A 23,631-nucleotide genomic window follows, 5' to 3' on the forward strand; every position below is an offset into this window, starting at 1 on the left:
GGCTAGCCCGCGTACGCCCGCTTGATCTCGTCGATGTCGATCTTTTTCATGCCCATCATGGCTTTCATCACGCGCTGGGCCTTGATCGGGTCGGGATCGCCCAGCAGCTTGACCATGATGGTGGGCACGATTTGCCAGGACACGCCGAACTGGTCCTTGAGCCAGCCGCACTGCTGCGCTTCCAGGGGACCGCCTTCGGACAGCTGGGTCCAGTAGTGGTCGACCTCGTCCTGGGTTTCGCAATTGACCTGGAATGAGATGGCCTCGGAAAACTGGAACAGGGGTCCGCCATTCAATCCCGTGAACGTCTGGCCATCGAGTTCAAACGCGACAGTCAGCACGCTGCCTGGCTCCTGGCCGTGGATTTCCTTGCCCTCCTCGCCATAGCGCAGGATCTGGCCGATCTTCGAATTGGGGAATATCCCCGTATAAAACAGGGCCGCCGCCTCGGCGTGGCCGTTGAACCATAAACACGGGGTAATCTTTTGTATGCTGTGCATGATGTCTCCCTAGTCCGGTGTGTGGATTAGCTACGCTAATATAGTCATAATTGCGCCGGCATGGCGCGCGGAATGCGCCTGTTAGCGACCTGCAATGGCCTCCCGTCCCAGCACGCCGGCGCTGGCCAGCAGACGCAGCCGGGCCGAACGCCATTCCGCCTGGCAACGGATGCGTTCCTGCTGCGCCTCGAGCAGCGCCGACTGGGTGTTCAGCATTTCCAGGATATCGGCCGCGCCCAGGCCGAACTTGCGCTGCACGCTGGCCTGGGCATCGCGCGCCGCGTCCAGCCACGCTTGCGAGGCGGCCAGGTTGGCCAGCGCCGTACTCGCCTCCGCATGCGTTTTCACCAGTTCCATCAGGGTTTGCTGTTGCACCTCCTGCGCCTCGGCTTCCCTTTGCCCGGCCTGCGCCAGCGCGCCGCGCACCTTGTAGTGGCGCGCAAAACCGTCGAACAGGGGAATGTTCAATGAGATGCCCACCAGGGTTTCGCGCGTGGACGCGGCGGACAAGCCCTGGTTGGGGCGGCCGTTCTGGTAGATATTGGCCGTCAGGTCGATGCTGGGACGGCCTTCCGACTCGGTCACGGCCACCCGTTCGCGCGCGGCCGCCAGCTGCGCCTGCGCAGCCACGATGGCCGGGTGCCGTGCCTGAGCCAGCGCCAGCCAGGTGTGCAAATCTTCACGCAGGCCAGCCGCCGGTTCGGCCGCATCGTCGTCCAGCACCACGCCCGCCTCGGCCGGCAAACCCAGCGTATAGACAAGCACGGCACGCGCCTTCTGGAACTCGCCATCGGCGCGGCTGGCGCCCAGGGCCGCCTTGGCCAGCGCGCTTGTCGCCTGCAGGGTGTCGCTGTGCGAACCGAGCCCCCGCTGCGCGCGGCGCTGCGTGGCCAGCACCGTTTCATTCGCCAGCGCCCGGTACTCCTCGCGCATCCGCACGTTGGCCCGCGCCGTCTGCGCGTCGAAATACGCGCTGACGGTGGCCGCCAGCGTCTTTTGCAGCACGGCGTCGCGGTTGGCCAGGGCCGCGTCGAGCAAGGCTTGCGCCGAACGCTGGCCCGCCGCGCGCCCGCCGAAGTCGAACAAACGCCAGGACAGATTGAGCGAGCCCGTATTGCTGTTCAAGCTGCCGGACGGCGTGCTGGCGCCCGGATAGGCCGTGCGGTCGTGCACCCGGCTCACGCCTGCATTCAGGGTCGGCAGAAAGGCGGCCCTGGCCTCGCCCACGCCGGCCGCCTGCAGCCGTATGCCGGCCCAGGCGCCGTGCACCTGCGCGTTGTGGCACAGGGCCAGGTCGACGGCCGCCGGCAAGGTCAGGGGCACGCCCGCCTCGTACGCGGACGGGCATGGCGCGGCCTCGAACTCGCCAGCCTGCGCCGCAGCACTGGCCAGCAGCAAGCTGGCGGCGATCGCGATGGCGGCCATGGCGCGGGGTCTAGCGTTCATGCAGCGCCTCCTTCTGGTGCTGTACCAGCGGCGAGAGCACGTATTCGATCACCCTCCTCGTCCCCGTGCGGATTTCCGCGCGCACGGCCATGCCGGCCGTCAAGGGCACCGTCTTGCCGTCGATGACGATGGACGGCTGCCGCAGCGTGATCCTGACGGCATACACGGGGCCCTTCTTTTCATCCTCGACAGCGTCGCGCGAGACACTGCTGACGACGGCGGGCACGGTGCCATACTTGGTGTAATCGAAGGCGTCGACCTTGATGGCCACCGCCTGCCCGACCTGCACGAAGCCGACGTCGCGGTTTTCCAGCACGGCGTCGATTTCCAGCTTGCCCTGGCGCGGCACGATCTGCATCAGCGCCTGCGCGGCCGGCACGACGCCGCCCACCGTGTGCAGCTTCAGTTGCTGCACCGTGCCGTCGACGGGCGCCGTCAGGCGCAGCAGGCTGCCGCGGGCGCCTGCGCGGCGCGCATCCTGGCCGCTGGCCGCCGCTACCCTGGCCCCTTCCGTCAGCGCGTCGTAGGCGTCCTTGCGCGTCTGCGCCACCAGGGCCGCGCGCTCGCTGCGGGCCGACGCCAGCTGGCCGGCCAGGTCGATACGCGCCTGTTCCTTTTCCAGCCACGCGTGTTCGGCCACGTCGCGCGTCGCCAGCAGCGCCTGGTAATCGCCTGCGCGCTGGGCCGCCAATGGCAGCGCCTGGGCATAGCGGGCAATCTCGCCATCGAGATGCGCGAGCCGGGCGCGGAAATTCGCGTACTGGCCATCGAGGTGGCCCTGCGCTTCCTCGCGCTGGGCTGCGGAGGCGCCATCGGGCGCCGCCAGCCTGGGCAGCGTCAAGCTGTCGATGGCGGCGATCAAAGCGCGCGAGCGGGCCATCTGCAGCGCGGCCGCCACGGCGTCGCCGGTGGCCTTGTCGCGTTCGGCGTCCGGGCCGCGGCTGTCGAGTTCCACCAGCAGCTGGCCCGCCTTGACGGCTTGCCCTTCCTTCACATGCAGGGCGCGCACGGCCGCCACGTCGACCGAGGCGATGGTCTTGGTGTTGCCGGACGGAATGATCTTGCCGGCCGCGTTGACGATGATGTCGACCTGGCCAAAGACCGCCCACAGCACGACGCAGCCGACCAGCAGCATCAGCACCCTGGCCGTCAGGCGCAACGATGGCGACACGGGCCGCTCCTGCAGCGCCAGCGCGGCCGGCAAGAAGGCCGCCTCGTCTTCGCTGAGCACGGGGCCGCTCAAGGCGGCGCGCTGGCGCCAGCTGTGCCGCAGCACCTGGGCGTAGCGTTGCAACAGCTCGCCATACGCGGCCAGGCGGTGGCGGGCGCTCATGTTGCGTCCCCTGTTGCGCTCCCGCTCGTGCCCTGCTGCAGGCTGTACAGATGAGCGTAGATGCCGCCCGGCTGCGCCAGCAGCGCGTCGTGCGTGCCCAGTTCGGCCACCTGCCCCCGCTCCATGACCACGATGCGGTGCGCTTCGCGCACGGCCGACAGGCGGTGGGCGATGATCAGCACGGTGCGCCCCGCGCAAATGCCGCGCATATTGTCCTGGATGATTTTTTCCGACTCATAATCGAGCGCGCTCGTGGCCTCGTCGAAAATCAGGATGCGCGGATTGCCGATCAGGGCGCGGGCGATGGCGATGCGCTGGCGCTGGCCGCCCGACAAGCCCGTGCCGTGCTCGCCCACCATGGTGTCGTAGCCTTCGGGCAACTCGCAAATGAAATCGTGGGCACCGGCCAGTTTCGCCACGGCGATGATGGCGTCAATGGGCAGCGCCGGGTCGCTCAGCGCGATGTTGTCGCGCACGGAGCGGTTGAACAGAATATTTTCCTGCAGCACCACGCCGATTTGGCGCCGCAGCGAAGCCGTATCGATGACGGCGATGTCCTGCCCGTCGATCAGCACCTTGCCACGTTCGGGGATATACAGGCGCTGCGCCAGCCGCGTCAAGGTGCTCTTTCCCGAGCCGGAACGCCCGACGATGCCGATCACTTCGCCGGGCGCGATGGAAATCGATACATTGCGCAGCACCTCGGCCGCATCGGGCCGGTAGCGGAAACCCACTTGCTGGAAGTCGATGGCGCCCGCGATGCGCGGCAGGCGCGCCTTCTGGCTGCCCGCTTCCACGCGCGCGTTGAGGATGTCGCCGAGCCGGCTCATCGAGATGCCCACTTGCTGGAAATCGTTCCACAGCTGCGCCAGGCGCAAGATGGGCGACGCCACCTGTCCGGCCAGCATATTGAACGCGACCAGTTCGCCCACCGTCATCTTGCCGTCGATGACGAGGGTGGCGCCCCACCACATGATGACCGCCGTCACCAGCTTGCTCACGAGCGTCACGCCGCCGCTGGCCAGCATGCCGATATTGTTTGCCGACAGCCCTGCCGAGACATAGCCGGCCAGCTGCTTTTCCCACTGCTGCTGCCAGCGCGGCTCGACGGCCATGGCCTTGAGCGTATCGACGCCGCTGATGGTTTCGACCAGGAAGGACTGGTTTTCCGCGCTGCGGTTGAATTTGTCGTTCAGGCGGCCCCGCAACACAGGCGTGAGCAGCATCGACAGGGCCGCATAGACGGGAATCGAGGCCAGCACGACGATGCTGAGCGCCGCGCTGTACCACAGCATGGCGGCAATGAAGATGAAGGAAAACAGCAGGTCGAGCACCAGGGTCATGGCGTTGCCGGTGAGAAAAGAGCGGATGTTTTCCAGTTCATGGATGCGCGCCACGGAATCACCCACGCGGCGCGCCTGGAAATACGCGATCGGCAAAGCCAGCAAGTGGCGGAACAGGCGCGCGCCCAGTTCCACGTCGATCTTGCTGCTGGTGCGCGCAAAAACATAGGTGCGAATGAGGCCAAGCACGGCTTCGAAGACGATGGCACACACGAGGCCGATGGCCACCACGTGCAGGGTTTTCATCGCGTGGTTGACCAGCACCTTGTCCATCACCACTTGGAAAAACAGGGGCGTGGCCAGGCCGATCAGTTGCAGCACGAAGGAAATCAGCAGCACTTCGCCCAGCAGCCTGCGGTATTTGACGACGGCGGGAATGAACCAGCTGAAGTCGAAACGGGCCGTCTCGCCCGCATAGCTGGCCTTGCTGGTGAAAAAGATCAGCTCGCCCGTCCAGGCGGCAAGGAAGGCTGCCCGGCCGAGGATTTGCGGCGGCTGGCCCGGATGCTGGACCAGCACCTTGCTCACGCCGTCAGCGCCCGTCTCGACCTTGCCGAGGATAAAGAAACGGCCATCCGTATCGATGGCGATGGCAGGCAGCGGCACTTGCGCCAGCCGTTCGGGCGCCTGGCGCACCAGTTTGGCCGTCAAGCCAAGTTGCCGGGCCGCCAGCAGCACGGTTTGCCGCGTGAACACGGCCTGGCCGAAAGCGTGCTTGAGCTGGGCGCCATCGGCGGCGATGCCGTGCAGGCTGGCCATCAGCAACAGCGACAGCAAGCCCGTGTCGGGCACAGTTTTTTCTATGGACGGCGTATCGTTGCGGTGGGAGAGGACTGTCATCGGGCAATATCAGATATTCAATGGCGCAGCCAGGCCGTGACAGGTCGCCCCGGCCCGGCTGCGTGAGGGTGGATCTGGCTATGTCAACTGATTAATGGACTGCTGCCAGCTGGATCTGCATCGACGGATTGCCGTGGCCTGACCATGGCGCCGATGCGGCCGCCGGCACGGCAAAGCCGGCCATCGCTTGCACCAGCTGCGCGGAATCCGCCTGCCAGCCGCCGAAGCCGCCCTGGCTGGCGGCAAGCGCTTGTTGCGCAGCGCGCCAGTTCTGCGCCAGCACCGGCGCCAGGATGGTGGCCGTGCCTGCAGGCAAGGTCAGCTGGCCGGCCGGTGGCGGCGTCAGGCCCGCCATGGCCTGCACGAGGTTTTGCACCTGGCTGCCCAGCAAGACCCGGCCATCGGCCATGCGGAATTCCTCGATGCTCGCCCCCGCTGCCGCATACCAGCCATTGACGGTGATCTTGTCCGTGGTGCCGATTGTGCTCACTTCGAGGTTGGTGCCCACCTGGCGGAACCACAGCTGCTCGGCACTGACGCCGGCCAGGAAGGACACCACGTCGCGGCTGCCCACCTCGTTCGCCTCGGAAATAATGTCGGCGCCGTCGCCACGGGCGAAGACATAGGTGTCGTTGCCCAGCGTACCGGCCAGCGCGTCATCGCCCTTGCCGCCTTGCAGGATATCGTTGCCGAGGCCGCCCACCAGGATGTTCTTCAGTTCATTGCCCGTCAGCACGTCATCAAACTTGCTGCCGAAGACGGCGTTGAAATTGGCCAGCACGTCGCTGCCTGCGCGCGCCGTCATCGGGCCGCCAACGGGCGCGAAGGCGGCCGTCACGCCCGTAGTGGAAGTGGCGTAGGTCAGCGAATTGGCCGCGCCGCCACCGTCGAGCACGTTGCCGCCGGCGGTGCCGACATGGAAGACGTTGCTGGTATAGGCGCTGCCCGTCACCGTCAGGCCGGCAGCGGCCAGGCGCACGTACTCGACGTTGTCGGCCACCGTGTAGTTGACCTTGGTGTACACGGTGTCGTTGCCGCCATTGCCACGTTCGTCGATGAAGTCGCCGCTGTGGTTGACGTAGTACGTGTCGTCGCCACCGAGGCCTTGCAGCAGGTCGGTGCCCGTGCTCCCATTGATGACGTCGGCGCCCGCCGTGCCGACGAAGGTCTGCCCCGTCGGTTGCGTGGGACCGTTGAAGTGCCAGGCCTGGGCCAGCACGGGCGCCAGGGCGGCGGCCGTGCCAGCCGGCAGGGTCAGTTGGCCCAACGGCGGCGGCGCCAGGTTTGCCATCGCCTGCACCAGCAGCTGCACGTCGGCGCCGCGCATGACGTGGCCGGCGGCCGTGCGGAATTCCTCGATGTTCGGCACAGCCGCGTTCCAGGCGCGGATGGTGATCTTGTCCGTGGTGCCGATGGTGCTCACTTCCAGGTCGGCGCCCACCTGGCGGAACCACAGCTGGTCGATGTTGACGCCGGCCAGGAAGGCGATGGTGTCGTAATTGGCATCGGCGGACGATTCGATAACGACGTCGGCGCCGTCGCCGCGCGCAAAGACATAGGTATCGTCGCCGAGGCCGCCGGTGAGCACGTCGCTGCCTTTGCCGCCTTGCAAGGTATCGTTGCCAAGGCCGCCAGCCAGGGTATTGGCCAGCTCGTTGCCGGACAGTACGTCGTCATAGCCGCTGCCCGTCACGCTGGAAATATTGACCAGCACATCGCTGCCCGGGCGGGCCGCATGGGATTCATTGATGGAAACGATGCTGGCCGTCGCGCCCGCCTTGGACCCCGCATAGGTGGCCGTGCTGTTCGTGCCGGTGCCGCGCAGCACGTTGCCGCCGGCGACATCGACGTGGAACACGTTGTCATTGCCGTTGCCCGTCACCGTCAGGCCGGCGGCGCTCACATGCACCTCTTCGACGTTGGCGGCCAGCGTGTAGTTTGCGCTGGCATAGACGGTATCGCGGCCGCCGCCAGCCTGTTCCACCACCACGTCGCCGCTGTGGTTGACGTAATACGTGTCGTCGCCGGCCAGGCCCGCCATCACGTCGGCGCCCGCCGTGCCCAGGATGATGTCCGGGTTCACCGTGCCGGTAAAGACGCCATTGCCGGGCTGGGTCGGTCCTTCCGTACGCCAGTTCTGCGCCAGCGCCGGCGCCAGGGCGGCGGCCGTCGCCGCTGGCAAGGTCAGCTGGCCGGCGGCTGGCATCGCCAGGCCCGCCATTGCCTGCACGAGGTTTTGCACGTCGCTGCCCAGCAGCACGCGACCTTCGGCCGTGCGGAATTCCTGGATGCGCGGCGCCGCACTGGAAAACCAGGCGTTGATGGTGATCTTGTCGCCGGTGCCGATGGTGCTCACTTCCAGCGCCGTGCCCACCTGGCGGAACCACAGCTGGTCGGCATTGGCGCCGGCCAGGAAGGAGACGACGTTATGGCTGGCCGCCTCTTCCCCTTCAACGATGATGTCGGCGCCGTCGCCACGGGCAAACATATACGTGTCGTCGCCCTGCATGCCGGCCAGGGTATCGTCGCCCTTGCCGCCGCGCAGGATATCGTTGCCAAAACCGCCCACGAGGGCGTTTTTGAGCTCGTTACCGGTCAGGACATCATCGAACTTGCTGCCGGCGATGTTGGCGATATTGAGCAGCACATCGCTGCCGGGCGGCGCCGTCACCGGGCCATTCGCTCCGGACAAGGTCGCCGTCACGCCCGTGCTGGACGCCGTGTAATTAACCATGTTGCCCGTGCCGCCGCCATCGATCCTGTTGCCACCGGCCGCATCAACGAAAAAGACGTTATTGGTATTGGCGCTGCCCGTTACCGTCAGGCCGCCTGCGGCCAGGCGCACGTTCTCGATGTTGTCGGCCACCGTGTAATTGACGCTGGTGTAGACGGTATCGCTGCCGCCGTTGGCCAGTTCGACGATCACGTCGCCGCTGTGGTTGACGTAATACGTATCGTCGCCAGCCAGGCCTTCGAGCACGTCGGCGCCCGTGGTGCCGCTGAGGATATCCGCGTTCGCCGTGCCCGTGAAGCGCTGTGCGGCGGCTGCCGAACTGTTCAGGTAAGCGTCGATGGCGGAGACGCTGGAGCCAGATGCATTGTTTTCAGTCATGTTGCAGTTTCCTGTCGTTAAACTTAAAACCAAGATTGAATATGCCGGCGCAGGCCGGCATGCAAGGCAAAAGTCCCGGCCGCATCCACTTGCCATTCAGCGTGCACCTTCAACGGTCCGGCACTTTTGGCGCATGGACGGCGAGCGCTTGAGCGTCGCCTCGCATGCACGCCTTAATGACGCGCAATCGGGACAGGCACTGTTATTTGTCATGCAAATGTCACACTGCATGGAAGAAAGAAGATGAGATTTTTGCCAAGTTTTTTCTGTCACCGCTGTAGCCATTGTGCGAGAATGCCCCTCCCCCCTCGATGGTGCGCATGATGACCAAACTCGCCGCAAGCATCACTGTAATGACACTCGCGCTGGCAGCTTGCAAGCCAGCAGCCACGGCACCTGCGCACAACATTCCTGCGGCCATGCGCCAGACCGCGACCACGCTGCTGCAGTCACCATTGCTGCACGCGACCTCGATTGCCGTCGTTTATCGCGGCAAGGAATTCATCCTGCATCAGGGCGAGCTGGAGACCGGCAAAGCCAATCCGCCAAACGATACAACGCTGTATGAGATCGGCTCGGTCAGCAAGACTTTTGCCGGCCTGCTACTGGCGAACGCTGTGCTGGACGGGAAGGCGGCGCTCGACGATCCCATACAAAACTACCTGCCGGGGGCCTATCCGAACCTGCAGTGGCAAGGCCAGCCCGTGCGCTTGCGCCATTTGATCACGCACACCAGCAATATGCCGGGCATGCTGCCATTGCAGGTGAACACCATATTGCAGGATTTCACGGCGCACGCCACGCCGGCAAAGCTCAATGCAGCGTATGCCAACTACGGGCAACAACAATTCTGGCAGGATTTGCATACGGTCAGCATCAAGGGTCCGCTTGGCAAGGACTACGCCTATTCCAGCGCCGGTACCGAACTCATTGCGCACACGCTCGAAACAATCTACGGCGTGCCCTATGCAGTCCTGCTCACGCAATTCATCGCGCGCGAAGCCGGCATGCGCGATACCGGGCTGAAAATCGCAGCCCAGGATGCCGGCCGGCTGGCGCCCGGCTACCACAGCGACAATCCCGTCATCACGACACCGATGCCGCAACTGCCCTGGGGAGCGGCCGGCAACCTGAAGTCGACCATGCCCGATATGGCGAAATACCTGCGCCTGCAATTGAGCGCCCATCCTGCGGTCGCCGAATCGCACAAGCCGCTGGTGCGCTTTCAGGATGACTTCAGCATTGGCTATTTCTGGAACATCGGCAGCAATCGCCAGTTGGGCACGCATTATGTACACCATGGCGGCGTGCCGCGCGCGCAAAGCTACGCTTACGTCGTTCCCCAATATCAGCTTGGGGTCTTCATCATCACCAACCAGAGCGGCGACGCGACCGCCGGCGCCATGGAAAGCGCGCTGGCGCCTATTTTCGACACAGTGGCATCGATGGAAAGTGCGAAGTAGGCCGCCAACAATACGCACGGCGCCACAGTTTGGGGAGATGGCGCTTATTTGCCAGCCGCTGCGGCCTGCAAGGCGCGCAAGGCGGCCGTGCGTGAAGAAAATTGCGCGAGCGCGTCGTCCAGCGCCAGGCCAGGGCGGCTGGCGGCGAAACCGGTCCAGGCTGGCCCGTGGCGGGCCGCCTCATCCCGGCCATGCTGGCCATCGAGGTAGGCAATGGCCGCCATCGCGTGCTCCTGATCAAAGTGCAGCTGCGGCTGGCAAAGGTAATGTGCAAGATAACGGTGCAGGTAATCGCGGCTGGCTGGCGTGTCGAAAACGGCCAGCGCCAGGCAATACGCGCTGCCCGCGTAGCAGACCTCGCTGGCCAGCAGCAGGCCGCCCAGCTGGTCCGTGAAAGCGGACTGTCCGGTCAATGCGGCCAGGTAGGCGCCCGCCGTGCGGCTGCGCCAGTCGAATTGCCCCAGCAGGCGCGCGATGACGGTGGCGTCGGCCTGCGCCAGCCGCTGCGCGCACGCCAGCGCCTGGGGCTGGTGCAAGCCCATGTACAGGGGCCGCACCCAGTCATCGCGCAAGGCCGCCGTCAGTGGTTCCTGCGGCGGCAGCGCCGGCATGGCAAACGGGTGGTCATGGCGCACGGTGGCGCCGGCCACATGCAATTGCAATGGCGTCAGGGAAGAATCGACCGTCATGGCATAGCTCCAAAAGTTTGATCCTGTAATTGCTGCACCAGGAAATCGATGAATACACGCAAGCGCGGCGGCAGATGGCGACTGGCCGGCCACAGCAGCCAGAATGCCGTGCGCGCCTGCGTATGCTCGTCCAGCAGCGAGACCAGTTGCCCCGCCGCCAGCTCGCGCTGGACGGCAAATGCGGGCAGGTAGGCGACGCCCTGCCCCTGCACGGCCAGGAAGACGCGCATTTCCACGCTGTTGCACACCATGCCGGGCGCCGGCTGGGCAGCCTCGTCCATCAGCGGCCACTGTTCCAAACGGCCCGTGGCAGGAAAACGGTAATCGAGGCGCGCGTGTCCCAGCAGCGCGGCGCCATCGGCGGGCCGGCCGTGGCGCGCAAGGTAGGCGGGCGACGCCACCAGCAGGCGGCGGAATGTGCACAGTTTGCGCCGCATCAGGCTTGAGTCGGCCAGCTCGCCCGTGCGTACGGCCGCGTCAAAGCCGTCGCTGACGATGTTGACCATGGCGTCGGAGAAATCGAGGTCGAGTTCGATGGCGGGATAGGCTTGCATGAACGCAGCGATGGCCGCTTCGAACAGGCCGCTGTAGCGTGGCAGGCTGATGCGCAGGCGGCCGCTGGGCGCGCCGCCCGATTCACCGAGTTCGCGCTCGGCCGCTTCCACCTCGGCCAGGATGCGCTTGCAGCGCTGCAGGAATTTTTCCCCTTCCGCCGTCAAGGCCAGATGCCGCGTGCTGCGCTGGAACAGGCGCGCGCCCAGCCGCGCCTCCATGCGCGCCACGCTCTTGCCCACGGCCGACGATGACAGGCCCAGCAGCCGGCCCGTGGCCGAAAAACTGCCGCTGTCGGCCACCTGCACGAACATGGCGATGCCACCCAAGCTATCCATGCGAACTCCATTGAAGACATTCTTGTCCGATATGTTGATCAGTTTAGCCCATTTTTCTTCAATGATGGGCGCGCCATACTCGCCCCTCTTTCTTTCATATCCGACACCCATGTCCTCTTCCTCACCTCTTTCACTCCCGCTGCAAGTGCTGGCCGCTTGCCTGACGGGCTTGCTGATACCCCTGTGCTTCACGGGCCCGGCCGTCGCCTTGCCCGCCCTCGGCGCCGAATTGCACGGCAGCGCCGCCGCCCTGAACTGGGTCATCAATGCGTATATCCTCAGTTATGGCAGCGCCATGATGGTGGCCGGCAGCCTGACGGACGTGCTGGGACGGCGCCGCGTCTGGCTGGCGGGGCTGGCGCTGTTTTGCGTGGCGACCCTGGCCATCGCCGTCGCGCCATCGGTGGCATGGATCGCCGCGCTGCGCTTCGTGCAGGGCCTGGGCGGCGCGGCAGCGTTCGCCGCCGCCATGTCGTCGCTGGCGCCATTGTTCCACGGCGCGGCGCGCAGCCGCGTGATGAGCGTGCTGGGCACGACATTCGGCCTGGGCCTGGCCTTCGGTCCGCTGGCGGCCGGCGCCATGCTGGCGCTGGCCCGCTGGCCCGCCATCTTTTATGCCACGGCCGCGCTGGGCGCCACCGGCATGCTGCTGGTATGGGTCAGCGTGCCGGCCGATCCGGCGCGCGGCCAGGGCCGGCTGGACTGGCCTGGCGCCATCAGCTTCAGCGCCGCGCTGGGCCTGCTGACCCTGGGCATGCTGCTGGCGCCCGAACACGGCTGGCGCAACGGCGCCGTGCTGCTGTCCATCGCCGCATCCGTGCTGCTGTTCCTCGCCTTTGTCGCGATCGAGCGCAGGACGGCGCGGCCCATGCTGGATTTGTCGCTGTTCCGCCAGCGCCGCTTTGTCGCCGTGCAGGTGCTGGCCGCCTCGCCCGCCTTCCTGTTCATCGTGCTCATCGTCATGCTGCCCGGGCGTTTCATCGGTATCGACAACATGTCCGCGCTGGCGGCGGGCCGTCTGATGATCGCCCTGGCCGCGCCGCTGCTGCTCGTGCCCGTGCTGGCGGCGCTGCTGTCGCGCTGGGTCAAGACGGGCGCCCTGTGTGCGGCGGGGCTGCTGCTGGCCGCGGCGGGACTGGCCTGGCTGGCGCAGGTGCTGGGCCATGGCGGCACCGCGGCGCTGGCCGGCCCCCTGCTGCTGATCGGCGTGGGCATCGGCTTGCCGTGGGGCTTGATGGATGGCATGGCCCTGAGCGTGGTGGAAACGGAGCGGGCCGGCATGGCGACGGGCATCTTCAATACCGTGCGCGTCAGTGCCGATGGGGTGGCGCTGGCCCTGGCGGGCTCCTTGTTGGCCGGCCTGATCGGTGCGGGCCTGGCGCGGCAACTGCCGGCCGATTTACCGGTGCTGGCCGCCGCCAGCCGCGCCGCGCTCGGTGACATCCAGCAGGCAACACAGCTGCTGGGCGGCCAGGAAGCGCTGCTGCGCGCCAGCTATGACGCCGCCTTCCGCCAGTTGCTGAACGGCCTGGCAGTGCTGGCCGTGGCGCTGGCGGCGCTGGTGCCGTATTTGCTTCGGAATGGTGCGACTCAGGCGTCGAGGCCGTAGAACACGGCGATAAGGATGGCGATATTGTTGCAGGCGCGCGCAAACGCCGTTGTCGCATAGGCAACGGCCACACTGGGAGCGCGGTAGCGCAGGTAGACAAAGCTGAACATGGCGCCGGACCCCAGCGCGACGATGGCGTGCAGCAGGCCGCCACTGATGAAATGCACGATGGCCCACAGGATGGCGCCGATAAAAACGCTGAGCTGCCGGCTGGCGCCCAGGCGCCGGAGGATTTCCAGCGGCAGCAGCTGGCCGAGGAAGGTTTCCAGGATGGGGGAATAGATGACGACCCAGAACACCAGCAGGGGCAGCGACATTTCGCGCTTGAACTTGGACAGGCCCGTGTGCGCGCCCCAGTATTCGGGCGGCAGCAGCCATTTGGTCACGAACAGGATGGCAAAGCACAGCATGCAGGTCAGCAAGCCCCAGCCGAGACCGGCAAGGGCCAGCTGCAGCACGGGCGGCGCCGGTTTGTCGTCGTCCGGGCTGGATAGATCATGGCTGCTGCGCACTTGCATGAGTCGTCCTGGCGGTGATCCAGCGCTCATTGTAGCGCGGAATATGCCGGTTGGCGCGCGCCGCGCCAAAGCACTGTCGGCCTCAGGCTGCCAGGCGCAGCGGTCCGTTGGCCGGCGGGGCCAGCTTGAAGATGCCCACTTCCTGTTCCAGCTGCGCCGCCTGCTGCTGCAATTCGTGCGCGGCGGCCGCCGCCTGCTCGACCAGGGCCGCGTTTTGCTGGGTCACACGGTCCATGTCGACGATGGCGCGGTTGACTTGTTCGATGCCGGCGCCCTGCTCCTGCGTGGCGTGGCTGATCTCGGCCATGATGCCCGTCACCCTGCCGATGCCGGCCACCACGTCATGCATGGTGGCGCCAGCCTGCTCGACGAGCACGGTCCCAGTACCCACCTTGCTGACGGAATCGTCGATCAGGGCCTTGATTTCGCGCGCGGCGGCGCTGGAGCGCTGCGCCAGGCTGCGCACCTCGGTGGCGACGACGGCGAAACCGCGTCCCTGTTCGCCGGCGCGCGCCGCTTCCACGGCCGCGTTCAAGGCGAGGATATTCGTCTGGAAGGCGATGCTGTCGATCACGCCGATGATGTCGACGATCTTGTTCGACGAGGCATTGATCAGGCCCATGGTGTGCACCACTTCAGCCACAGCCTTGCCGCCCTGCTCCGACACCTGCGACGCTTCGCGCGCCAGGCGGTTCGCCTGCTGGGCGTTGTCCGCATTCTGGCGCACGGTGGAAATCAGTTCTTCCATCGATGAAGCCACTTCTTCGAGCGAGCCGGCCTGCTGCTCGGTGCGCTGCGACAAATCGCGGTTGCCCGTGGCAATCTCGGTCGAGGCCGTGGCGATGCTTTCCGTTCCATGGCGCACCTTGCCGACGATGGCGGCCAGGTTGTCGCGCATGGTCTTGATGGCAAACAGCAGGCTGCTGTCGTCGCCATGGCGTGTGTGCACGTCGATGGCCAACTCCCCCAGCGCGATGCGCCCGGCAATCGCTGCCGCATACGCCGGTTCGCCGCCCAGCTGGCGCAGCAGGCCGCGCGTGATGACGGTGGCGACCGCAATGCAAATGAGCACGCTGAGCGCGGCCAGCACGCCGATCCAGCGCAGCGACTGGCCGTAGATGGCGCGCGCGGCCACGCTGGCCTGCTCCGATTCGCGCTGCACGTTTTTCAGCACCGTATCGATGTCGGCGACGATCTGGCGCCGCAGGGGGCTGCACTCCTCGACGAGGAAGGTGCCGTACTGTTCCATTTGCCCAGCGGCGCGGAACTGGCGCGGACGCTGCAATTCCTGCGCCATGGCTTTCAAGCCCGTGCTGACTTTCTCGAATTGCGGATCGCCGGCGAACTGCGGCGCCAGCCGGGCCAGCGCGTCCAGGTACAGTGCCTTCTGGCTGTCGAGGATGGCCAGCTCTTTCTCGGCCGCGACCTGGTCGTGGAAGATATACGCGTTGCGGGCGGCCAGGCCCGTCTGGTCGAGCGCTTCGCGCGCCACATACAGCGGTTCGAGTTTGTCCAGTTGGACTTTTTCCTGCGCGTCCATGGCGCCGGAGATGGCGCCGATGCGCAGCAGCGCAAAGGCCGCCAGCACCAGCATGAGTAAGACCAGCAGCCCGAAGCCTGCGCTCAGGCGCGCGCCTATCGTCAAACGATTGAATGACATCATTGTTGTTATTGCCCTGTATAAAGTTGATTTTTTGCCGGTTCCGCTAGAACCGGGCGATCTGCTCGCCGTCGTGTGCCTTTCCCGCATGCTGCGGGATGGGTCTCTAACTGGCGTTTTTTGGGCAGTCAGCTTCTAATGTCGGGCAATGCAGGCGCGCGGGACTTTCCGCTACGCCATACAACAGCACACTGAATTATAAGCGAACAGCGTTTTTTATGATTTCACGCGCTCGCTTTTCATGCCTTGATGCAAGTCAAGAGCTGCCGTATCAGCCCGCGCCCGGGGCGTCGATGACGGCCATGGTGATGCGCGAGATGCAGCACAGTTTGCCGTCGTCGCCCGTGATGCGGATTTCCCAGACCTGGCTGGTGCGGCCCCGGTGGATCGGCGTGGCGCGCCCCGTCACCTGGCCGCCGCGCACGCCGCGCAAGTGGTTGGCATTGATTTCCTGGCCCACGCTCACGTGGCGGCTGGAATCGAGGCAGGCATTCGCGGCCATGCTACCCAAGGTTTCGGCCAGCAAAACGGAAGCGCCGCCGTGCAGCAGCTTGAATGGTTGCATGGTGCGGTGGTCGACGGGCATGGTCGCCTCGATCCAGTCGGGGCCGAAGGCCGTAAATTCGATGCCCAGGTGGCGCATGGCCGTGCCCTCGCTGGCGGCGTTGAGGATGGCCAGGTCGAGCGGTGCGTGCCAGATTTCCATTGTTACCTCGGATAGTGTGTAGAAAAGGCCATTGTAGGACAGAGCGTCCGAGCGTGCCGCTTCATCTTTCCTTCACCGTGGCCCGGGGTGGCGATGGCATTAACTGGTTATAATTGCCCCATTCTTAAAAAACGAGGTTGTGTATGAAGTGGGCCTTGCTGGGCATTTTTGTGTTTTCTGTTTTACATATTCATTTTCGGGGCAAGGTGCGCCTGCCGTTCCGCCGCCAGATCTTCGATCACTCCTCGTTCATGGCGCCGCTGAACCTGTTCATGCACACCTTTTCCAAGGTGCCGGCCACGCCGTATCTGGCCGTCGAGCAGTTCCCGGAACTGGCGCCGCTGCAGCAGAACTGGCAAATCATCCGCGATGAAGCGCTGCGCATGCAGGAAATGAAAAAGATCAAGGCCGCCGAAAAGAACAATGACGTCGGTTTCAATTCCTTCTTCAAATATGGCTGGAAGCGTTTCTACCTGAAATGGTATGACGCGAACCACCCGTCGGCGCAGCAGATGTGCCCGCAAACCTATGCCTTGCTGCAATCGATTCCGTCGATCAAGGCGGCCATGTTCGCGGAACTGCCGCAAGGCGGCAAGCTCAACCCGCACCGCGACCCGTTTGCCGGCTCCTTGCGCTACCACCTGGGCTTGCAGACGCCGAACGACGACCGCTGCTTCATCGACGTCGATGGCGAGCGCCACAGCTGGCGCGACGGCCAGGCCGTGATGTTCGATGAAACGTATATCCACTGGGCCCGCAACGATGCCGACAGCGACCGCATCATCCTGTTCTGCGACATCGAGCGCCCGATGCGCTACCGCTGGGCGCAAGGCTTGAACCGCTGGCTGGGCCGCACCCTGATGACAGCCGCCGCCTCGCCAAACGAACTGGGCGACCAGGTGGGCGGCGTGAGCAAGCTGTTCCAGATTTCCTGGACCATGGGCCAGTACCGCCGCCGCTTCAAGGCGTGGAACAAGACGGCCTACCAGATCACCCGCGTGGCGCTGGTCGTGGGCATCATCGCGCTGATCTATTTTATCTAAGCGCCGCATTACCGCACAAGAAAACCGCCTTCGGGCGGTTTTTTTTATAATGCGATACCACTGCCCAGGAGAATGTTGAAACATGACGCAACGCGACCACCAATACGATATCCAGATCGGCGACGACGCATGGATCGAATTCATCGGTCTTGACGGCCGCTATGAGCAAGCCATCGACATCGATCCCTTGCTGGGGGAACTGTGGCCGCTGATCTGCCTGCTGGAAACCCATTGTGTCGCCGACTGCTGCGGCATGGATGCCTACGATTTCACACGCGAAGCCGTCAATACGGCGCTGCTGGAACTCGATCGCGCGCAACTGCATGCCGCCTGCGCGCAAGCCCACAGCGCCGTGGCAGCGGCCGCCAGCGATGTATTGCTGAGTAACACGATGAATCACTACGCGGATAAACGCGTGTTCCTGCAATTGCTCGAGCATCTGGACGAGTGCATCGTCGCGCAGGATGCCGCAGGGGCTTGACCTTGCCAAGGCGGGAAGGTCCACAGTGACGGCATTGAAGGATAAACGAGGAGAATCCCGCATGCCAAAAATCACCGTCCTGCCCCATCCCGAGCTGGCCCCGGAAGGCGCCGTCTTCGACGCGCCGGAAAACATGAGCATTTGCGACGCATTGCAGCTCAACAAAATAGACATCGAACACGCCTGCGGCCAGGTCGGCGCCTGTTCCACCTGCCACGTGGTCGTGGTGCAGGGTTTCGACTCGCTCAACGAGCTGGGCGACAATGAAGAAGACATGCTGGACCAGGCTTGGGGCTTGCAGCCCCACTCGCGCCTGTCGTGCCAGGCGCGCCTGGCCCAGGAAGACCTGACGGTCGAACTGCCCCGGTACACGCTGAACCACGCCAAGGAATAGTCCCTGGCGCGGTTGCGCGACTGCCCTACGGGTTTACCACGTGATTTACCACATGATCACACGCTGCTCGGGCGGCAGATACATCGGGTCGCCCGGCTTGATGCCGAACGCTTCATAGAAGCCGGGCTGGTTCTTGACCGTGCCCTTGGCGCGGAATTCGCCCGGCGAATGCGGGTCGCTCTTGATCTGGGCGATGGCCGCTTCGGGACGCAGTTTCGCGCGCCATTTCTGCGCAAAACCGATGTACAGGCGCTGTTCGCCCGTCAAGCCATCGATGACGGGCGACGGCTTGCCACCGAGCGAGCGCTGGTAGGCCTTGTAGGTGATCGACAGGCCGGAATTGTCGCCGATGTTTTCGCCCAGGGTCAGCTCGCCATTGATGTGGTAGCCAGGCACCGGGCTGTAGGCGCCGTATTGCTTGACGAGGCCGGCGGCCAGCGCCTTGAAGGCCGTGCGGTCTTGCGCCGTCCACCAGTTGCGCAGACGCCCCTTGGCATCGTATTGGCTGCCCGAATCGTCGAAGGCATGGCTGATTTCATGGCCAAAAGTGATGCCGAGCAAGCCGTAATTGACGGCGTCTTCCGCCTTCACGTTGAAAAATGGCGGCTGCAAAATCGCGGCCGGGATCGTGATGGCGTTCAAGGCCGGGCTGTAGCTGGCGTTGACGGTTTGCGGCGTCATCGACCATTCGTCGCGGTCGACCGGTTTGCCCAGCTTGGCCAGGTTTTGCTGGCGGCTCCACGCGCGCGCGGCGCGCACGTTGGCGATCAGGTCATTCGGCTGCGTCTTCATGCTGCTGTAGTCGCGCCAGGTATCGGGGTAGGCGATCTTCGGCTTCAGGGCGGCCAGCTTGAGCTGAGCTTCCTTCTTGGTTTCCGGACCCATCCAGTCGAGCTGTTCGATGCCATCCTTGAACGAGGCGACGAAATTGTCGAACATGGCCATCACGCGGGGCCGGGTTTCCGGCGGCAGATACATTTCCACGTAGCGCTTGCCGACGGCGTCGCTGATGGCGTTATCCGTGAAGCGCAGCGCCAGCTGCCACTGCGGTTCGCTTTGCGGCACGCCGCGCAGCACCGTGCCGTCGAAGGCGAAACGTTCCTTGACGGTCGCGCTGTCCAGGTAGGAAGCGTAGCTTTCGATGATGCGCCAGTGCAGATAGCTCTTCCACGATGCCAGCGGCACGGCGGCCACGGTCTCGGCAAAGCCTGTCATGAAGCTGGGCTGGCGCACGACGGCCGAGGAAGCTTTCGGCGTCAGGCCGGCGGCCGTAAAGTAGGCGTTCCAGTCGAAGGCCGGCGCCAGCGCCGCGAATTTGTCGAAATCGACGCGGTTGTACGATTTGACGGGGTCGCGCATCTGCACGCGCGTCCACTGCACTGCCGCCAGGCGCGTTTCGATGTCGAGGATCTGCGCCGCATGTTCGGCAGCGGCCTTGTCGCCGCTCATGGCCAGCATGGTCTCGATATGCTTGAGGTATTTGGCGCGCACGGCTTGCAGCTTGGCGTCGTCGTCCTTCAGGTAGTAATCGCGGTCAGGCAAGCCCAGGCCGGACTGGCTGATATTGACCGTGTACTGCTCGGGGTCTTGCGCATCGGGCGCCACATAGGCGGAAAACGGCGTCGCCACGCCATTGCCTTGCAGATAGGCGAGCAGCGCCGGCAAGTCTTTCTTGTCCTTGACGGCAGCCACGCGGGCCAGTTCGGCGTGCAGGGGCTTGAAGCCGGCCGCATTGCGCGCCTTGTCGTTCATGAAGCTCGTGTACAGGTCGGCGATCTTGTGCGCCTCGCTGCCGGGCTTGCCGGGATTTTTCACGGTGGCGTCGATCAGGCCGCGCAACTGGCCCTGGGCAATTTCGCGCAATTCGATGTAGGTGCCCCAGACGGATTTGTCGGCCGGGATTTCCGTATTGCGGGTCCAGACACCGTTGACATAGCCATAGAAATCATCCCTGGGGCTGACTGCCGGGTCCAGGGTTTTCAGGTCGATGCCGGAGACGGGTGCGGCGGGATTGTTAGCTTGGGCGTACAGCGAGGGCGAAGATAAGGCGAGCAAGGCGCAGCAGGCGGCGCTGATCAGTGAACGTTTCACGAAGATTCCTTTAATTGTTTTCACTTCATGTTGGGGAACATGCTTGTCCAGGCATGGGAGGCCGGATTATAGTCCGCCAGCCTGCCCCGCAACAATGACAGTTGAACAATTCCAGGGATCAGCGGATCAGGAGATCGAACAGGTCCACGGTCTTTTTACCCTGATTTTTCAGCAGGTCCGCAAGCGAGCCCGGCGTTGGCCCGCCATCGCCGGCCGCATGATTGAAATAATTAAAATCGAGCTTGATCTTGTCTTCCAGGTCGCTCGCATAACTGGCTGGGTATTGCGATTGCTCCAGCTGGGGCAATGTATTGAAATGGCCCAGCACCGACTTGAAGAAATTGGTCATCTTGCCGGTGCTATTGTATTCCTGCATGGCTTGCGCCACGACTTGGGTGCGCCAGGCCTGTTCTTCATCGTATGCCTGCGTAAAGGCCGCACGCCGCTCGTCGATGGTAAAGGTCCCGCTGTCATCGTTCGAAATGGTGGACAATTGCTCGCGCGACAAGCCGGCAAAGGGATTGGGCCCCTTCCTGTCGACAAACGCGGTAGCGGCAGCGGCCGACTTTGCCGAGGCCGCGTCATTCGGCTCCGGCACCTGCTTGGCGGCGGCCGCCTTGTGTTCCGCGTCCAGTGGATAGAGAATCTCCGTCGTATTGTCCTTCACCCACGCACCCAGCGCCGCATGATCGTAGCCCTGGACGGTGGCGCTGGTGGCCGTCGCGGCCTTCGACAGGCGCCCGGCCAGGGTGGAAATCACGACGTCGTCGGCCACGGCGCCAGCGCCAGCCGGTGCCCGGGTGGCCTGCGCCTGGTCCGACGATGTCTTGTCCGATGATGTCTTGTTGCCTTGCGCGACCGATAATGCCCCAAGCTGGATTCCCACCGTGCTGATATTCATCATCGCCCGCCCCAAGTTAAGTAAATGTTACTATAGCACAATAAATATCGCAGTTATGTCACGGCGCTTTGCGCAATGCTTCCTGTCGCGGCACATTCAAACCATTTGTTTTGTTGGAGCAGACTGATGCAGGAATTCAGGTTCAATGTTTTCGGCACGCTGATTGGCATCCGGGGGATGCCGGGAGCCTGGCGCGCATTCTATCTCGGTGCGGAAGGCAAGCGCCGGCCCGCCGATTTCATTATTCCCAACGATATTCAAGCCGATGCGCTGTGCGAATACCTGGCTGACCTGTTCCATGAAGAGGCGACGCCGCGCAATAACACAACGATACAGCTTAATGAAGGATCGCCGTGAATCGATGGACGCAATACCTGTTCGAGGAACATGACGAAAAAAAGCTGCGCAAGTGGTCGCGGCGCCTGAAGTTCTTCCGTTTTTTCAGGGCGCTTGGGGGACATGCCAATGACGGCGACTCACTGGATGTCGCCTTTGCCTACGTCGAACCCGCACAGCTCGACACATTCTTGGCGGGCCTGGGCATCAAGCTGGTGAAATTTGACGCACCGCCACCGCAGCCTTTACCTGGCGTCGCCTACCCCGGCGATGCATACTTGCAGTTTCCATCGCTGATTGATGGCACCTTGTGGCAACAGCCCGGGCGGTGTGACATCATGGGTATCGAGGTCTTCATCTGGTGCCATGCCGGGGTGCTGAAAATTTCTCTACATGATGGCTATGCGGTGTCAGAGCAGAATGTGCGCGACGCCGAGGCCATCGAAAAGCTGCTCGCCCGGGTGGTTCTTGAGCGGATAGAACCGCCTGCCGACAGCCTTCATTACATTTTCCCGTAACAGCATCCTGGTGCAATGCGCCCCTACTTCACCGGCTCGAACGTCACCGTCAATCCATTGCTGGTGGTCCTGAGCTGCGTGGGCACGAATTGCACGCCCGCATAGCGCAATTCGTCGGGTTTGAACGTGTAGATCGGGGTTTCATGCATGAGCTGGTCGGCCACCAGGCTGGCCACCTTGGCGAACTGGCGCTGCTGGGCTTCATCCATGCCGTCGATGGTCACCTTGTCCACGCTCGCTTCGCTCAGGTAGACGGCGTTGCGCTGGGCGTCCAGCACGAGGCGGCCCGACATGGCCAGACTGCCGCGCCAGGTCTGGCGGATGAACGGCGGCAGGACGCTGGCGTCCACGCTCAGGGCCACCCGTTCGCGCTCGGGCTGCAAGGACAATTGCGGGTGGGTCAGCTTGACGTCGAGCACGGACAGCACGCGCTTATCGATGGGAAAGCGGCGCTCCAGGCCTTGCTGCATCTTGCTCAGCGACACATTCACGTCGCGCGGGCCGATCAGGGTGGAACACGCGGCCAGCACAGTACAGGCAAAGGCGGCGATCGTGGCGGTTTTCAGCAAGGGACGTATGGAGGTCACGTTCATGGATGGTCTCGGAGGAAAGATGGCGCCATCTTACACATGCGCCCGCTTTCACGCAAAAAACGGCGCCCACCTTGCAGCGGACACCGGTTCTTGTATTGGCCTTGTCAGCGGACGAACAGGGCGATCAGTATGACAATGGGCAATGGAATGCCCAGCAGCAGCAAGAGGATGGAACGCATGGAGGACTCCTTGATTTTATATGGTTTATAGAGACAGGGGTTCAGATGGTGACGTGGCGCAGCACGCGCTCATGGTCGCGCTGGCGGCCGCCAAACGTTGCCGCCAGGCTGGCCACGAAAGCGCCGAGCAGCAAGGCAACGAACATCCACAGTGCCGTGTGGGCACCGGCCTTGCGGGCCGTGTCGGCCGCCTGCTGGGCACGCGCCTTGGCATCGGCGGCGGCCTTGGCTGCGCGGCCGTAGACGGCGTCGACCCGCGCTTCCGCTTCGGCCTGCGTCAAGCCCGTGCGGCTGGCCACGACCTGGCCCAGGTATGCGCGGTCATCGGCGGCCAGGCTGCCTGCGGACAGGCTTGTCGCGAAGATCCTGCCGGTTTCCATGCGCTGGTCGGCCGTGCTGGCATTGGCCGTAGGTACCGCCAGGGTGCCGGTGGTGGCAGCAGCGGTGGCAGGCACGGCAGGTGCGCGCAGCAGCATGTCCGAGAAATAATCGAGCGGATTGGCGCCGCCGCCCTCGTCCGCCTTCGCACCAGCCGCACCCGCACCCGCCGCTGGGGACACCGCCGCCGCCACGCCGCTGCCCGCATCGATGGCGCCGCTCAGTACGGCGCGCGTGCCCCCGGCCATCACGGCCACGGTGATCAGGGTGGCCACAGCCCAGGCCAGCAAGCCGTGCGCCGTATCGCGGAAGTGCACTTCATCCGTGTGGATGGCACTCCATTTCACGCGCAACCGGCCCGCCATGTAGCCGCCGATGCCGGACGCGGCCAGTTGCATGAAGGCCAGCCAGGCGATGGTCGACACGCCGATGGCCGTTGCGTTGAACGACCATGGCGACACGGATGACAGACCCAGGCCCACGCCGAGGATCAGCAGGATGAAGGACAAGGCGGCCGCAGCGGCCGCGCCCGCCAGCACGGCGCCCCAGGAGACGCCCGGATTGTTCAGGTCCGACACGGACAATTGTGTAGCTTGCATGGAATACTC

21 protein-coding genes are annotated in these 23,631 nt (G+C 64.4%); 7 read left to right on the forward strand and 14 right to left on the reverse strand.

Annotation, left to right across the window (positions count from 1 at the left end; translation table 11 throughout):
• Positions 1-2 precede the first annotated feature (2 nt).
• The 5 genes from JAB6_RS06145 to JAB6_RS06165 form a co-directional block, all read right to left on the reverse strand.
• Positions 3-503, reverse strand: a complete 501-nt coding sequence (locus JAB6_RS06145) for a VOC family protein (RefSeq protein WP_217494609.1) — start codon at positions 501-503, stop codon at positions 3-5.
• 78 nt (positions 504-581) lie between these two features.
• Positions 582-1,946, reverse strand: coding sequence for a TolC family protein (locus JAB6_RS06150; RefSeq protein WP_254671499.1), 1,365 nt, complete (start codon positions 1,944-1,946; stop codon positions 582-584).
• Complete coding sequence (locus JAB6_RS06155; RefSeq protein ID WP_070301777.1) at positions 1,936-3,279, reverse strand: HlyD family type I secretion periplasmic adaptor subunit; 1,344 nt, start codon at positions 3,277-3,279, stop codon at positions 1,936-1,938. Before JAB6_RS06155 ends, JAB6_RS06150 begins: the two co-directional genes overlap by 11 nt.
• On the reverse strand, positions 3,276-5,462 hold the full coding sequence (locus tag JAB6_RS06160) for a type I secretion system permease/ATPase (RefSeq protein ID WP_070301778.1): 2,187 nt from the start codon (positions 5,460-5,462) through the stop codon (positions 3,276-3,278). Before JAB6_RS06160 ends, JAB6_RS06155 begins: the two co-directional genes overlap by 4 nt.
• 91 nt (positions 5,463-5,553) lie before the next feature.
• Positions 5,554-8,574, reverse strand: coding sequence for a calcium-binding protein (locus JAB6_RS06165; RefSeq protein WP_070301779.1), 3,021 nt, complete (start codon positions 8,572-8,574; stop codon positions 5,554-5,556).
• A gap of 320 nt (positions 8,575-8,894) precedes the next feature.
• On the opposite strand from JAB6_RS06165, the gene JAB6_RS06170 reads away from it, so the two are divergent.
• On the forward strand, positions 8,895-10,037 hold the full coding sequence (locus tag JAB6_RS06170) for a serine hydrolase (protein ID WP_217494605.1): 1,143 nt from the start codon (positions 8,895-8,897) through the stop codon (positions 10,035-10,037).
• Between the two features lie 44 nt (positions 10,038-10,081).
• Here the strand turns inward: JAB6_RS06170 and JAB6_RS06175 are convergent, their stop codons facing one another.
• On the reverse strand, positions 10,082-10,726 hold the full coding sequence (locus JAB6_RS06175; protein ID WP_070301787.1) for a DUF6000 family protein: 645 nt from the start codon (positions 10,724-10,726) through the stop codon (positions 10,082-10,084).
• Complete coding sequence (locus JAB6_RS06180) at positions 10,723-11,616, reverse strand: LysR family transcriptional regulator (protein WP_070301960.1); 894 nt, start codon at positions 11,614-11,616, stop codon at positions 10,723-10,725. Before JAB6_RS06180 ends, JAB6_RS06175 begins: the two co-directional genes overlap by 4 nt.
• A gap of 109 nt (positions 11,617-11,725) precedes the next feature.
• Here JAB6_RS06180 and JAB6_RS06185 point away from each other — a divergent pair, with 109 nt between their 5' ends.
• The gene (locus JAB6_RS06185) at positions 11,726-13,225 is read left to right on the forward strand and encodes an MFS transporter (protein WP_070301789.1); all 1,500 of its coding nucleotides are present in this window, start codon (positions 11,726-11,728) and stop codon (positions 13,223-13,225) included.
• On the opposite strand, the gene JAB6_RS06190 is transcribed toward JAB6_RS06185, so the two are convergent.
• The 3 genes from JAB6_RS06190 to JAB6_RS06200 all read right to left on the reverse strand — a co-directional run bounded on the left by JAB6_RS06190 (position 13,207) and on the right by JAB6_RS06200 (position 16,109).
• Positions 13,207-13,743 (reverse strand): CPBP family intramembrane metalloprotease, encoded by a 537-nt coding sequence (locus tag JAB6_RS06190; protein WP_034748491.1) that lies wholly within the window; start codon positions 13,741-13,743, stop codon positions 13,207-13,209. The two genes, JAB6_RS06185 and JAB6_RS06190, sit on opposite strands and share 19 nt — an antisense overlap.
• A gap of 82 nt (positions 13,744-13,825) precedes the next feature.
• The gene (locus JAB6_RS06195; RefSeq protein ID WP_070301790.1) at positions 13,826-15,406 is read right to left on the reverse strand and encodes a methyl-accepting chemotaxis protein; all 1,581 of its coding nucleotides are present in this window, start codon (positions 15,404-15,406) and stop codon (positions 13,826-13,828) included.
• 268 nt (positions 15,407-15,674) lie between these two features.
• Positions 15,675-16,109, reverse strand: a complete 435-nt coding sequence (locus JAB6_RS06200; protein ID WP_070301792.1) for a hotdog fold thioesterase — start codon at positions 16,107-16,109, stop codon at positions 15,675-15,677.
• 143 nt (positions 16,110-16,252) lie between these two features.
• On the opposite strand from JAB6_RS06200, the gene lpxO reads away from it, so the two are divergent.
• From lpxO to fdx, 3 genes are all read left to right on the forward strand, one after another.
• On the forward strand, positions 16,253-17,152 hold the full coding sequence (lpxO, locus tag JAB6_RS06205) for a lipid A hydroxylase LpxO (protein WP_070301794.1): 900 nt from the start codon (positions 16,253-16,255) through the stop codon (positions 17,150-17,152).
• Between the two features lie 82 nt (positions 17,153-17,234).
• Positions 17,235-17,633: a DUF6331 family protein gene (locus JAB6_RS06210; RefSeq protein WP_070301796.1), complete on the forward strand. Its 399-nt coding sequence runs from the start codon at positions 17,235-17,237 to the stop codon at positions 17,631-17,633.
• Between the two features lie 61 nt (positions 17,634-17,694).
• On the forward strand, positions 17,695-18,027 hold the full coding sequence (gene fdx / locus JAB6_RS06215) for an ISC system 2Fe-2S type ferredoxin (RefSeq protein ID WP_070301798.1): 333 nt from the start codon (positions 17,695-17,697) through the stop codon (positions 18,025-18,027).
• A gap of 45 nt (positions 18,028-18,072) precedes the next feature.
• Here the strand turns inward: fdx and JAB6_RS06220 are convergent, their stop codons facing one another.
• Positions 18,073-20,118 (reverse strand): M13 family metallopeptidase, encoded by a 2,046-nt coding sequence (locus JAB6_RS06220; protein ID WP_070301805.1) that lies wholly within the window; start codon positions 20,116-20,118, stop codon positions 18,073-18,075.
• Between the two features lie 118 nt (positions 20,119-20,236).
• Positions 20,237-21,022 carry a hypothetical protein gene (locus JAB6_RS29240; RefSeq protein WP_175444504.1) on the reverse strand — a complete coding sequence of 262 codons (786 nt, stop codon included), beginning with the start codon at positions 21,020-21,022 and terminating at the stop codon, positions 20,237-20,239.
• A gap of 123 nt (positions 21,023-21,145) precedes the next feature.
• Between JAB6_RS29240 and JAB6_RS06230 the strand changes: the two genes are divergently transcribed.
• Together JAB6_RS06230 and JAB6_RS06235 are read left to right on the forward strand one after the other, a co-directional pair.
• Positions 21,146-21,376 carry a hypothetical protein gene (locus JAB6_RS06230; protein WP_070301807.1) on the forward strand — a complete coding sequence of 77 codons (231 nt, stop codon included), beginning with the start codon at positions 21,146-21,148 and terminating at the stop codon, positions 21,374-21,376.
• Positions 21,373-21,873, forward strand: a complete 501-nt coding sequence (locus JAB6_RS06235; RefSeq protein WP_070301809.1) for a hypothetical protein — start codon at positions 21,373-21,375, stop codon at positions 21,871-21,873. The genes JAB6_RS06230 and JAB6_RS06235 overlap by 4 nt, the downstream gene beginning before the upstream one ends.
• A gap of 23 nt (positions 21,874-21,896) precedes the next feature.
• On the opposite strand, the gene JAB6_RS06240 is transcribed toward JAB6_RS06235, so the two are convergent.
• A complete protein-coding gene (locus tag JAB6_RS06240) occupies positions 21,897-22,466 on the reverse strand; it encodes a DUF1439 domain-containing protein (protein WP_070301811.1) in 570 nt (189 codons plus the stop codon).
• Between the two features lie 220 nt (positions 22,467-22,686).
• On the reverse strand, positions 22,687-23,622 hold the full coding sequence (locus JAB6_RS06245; protein WP_070301813.1) for a hypothetical protein: 936 nt from the start codon (positions 23,620-23,622) through the stop codon (positions 22,687-22,689).
• Positions 23,623-23,631 lie beyond the last annotated feature (9 nt).

The sequence above is a fragment of the Janthinobacterium sp. HH104 genome (assembly GCF_001758715.1).
GTDB lineage: Bacteria > Pseudomonadota > Gammaproteobacteria > Burkholderiales > Burkholderiaceae_D > Janthinobacterium > Janthinobacterium aestuarii.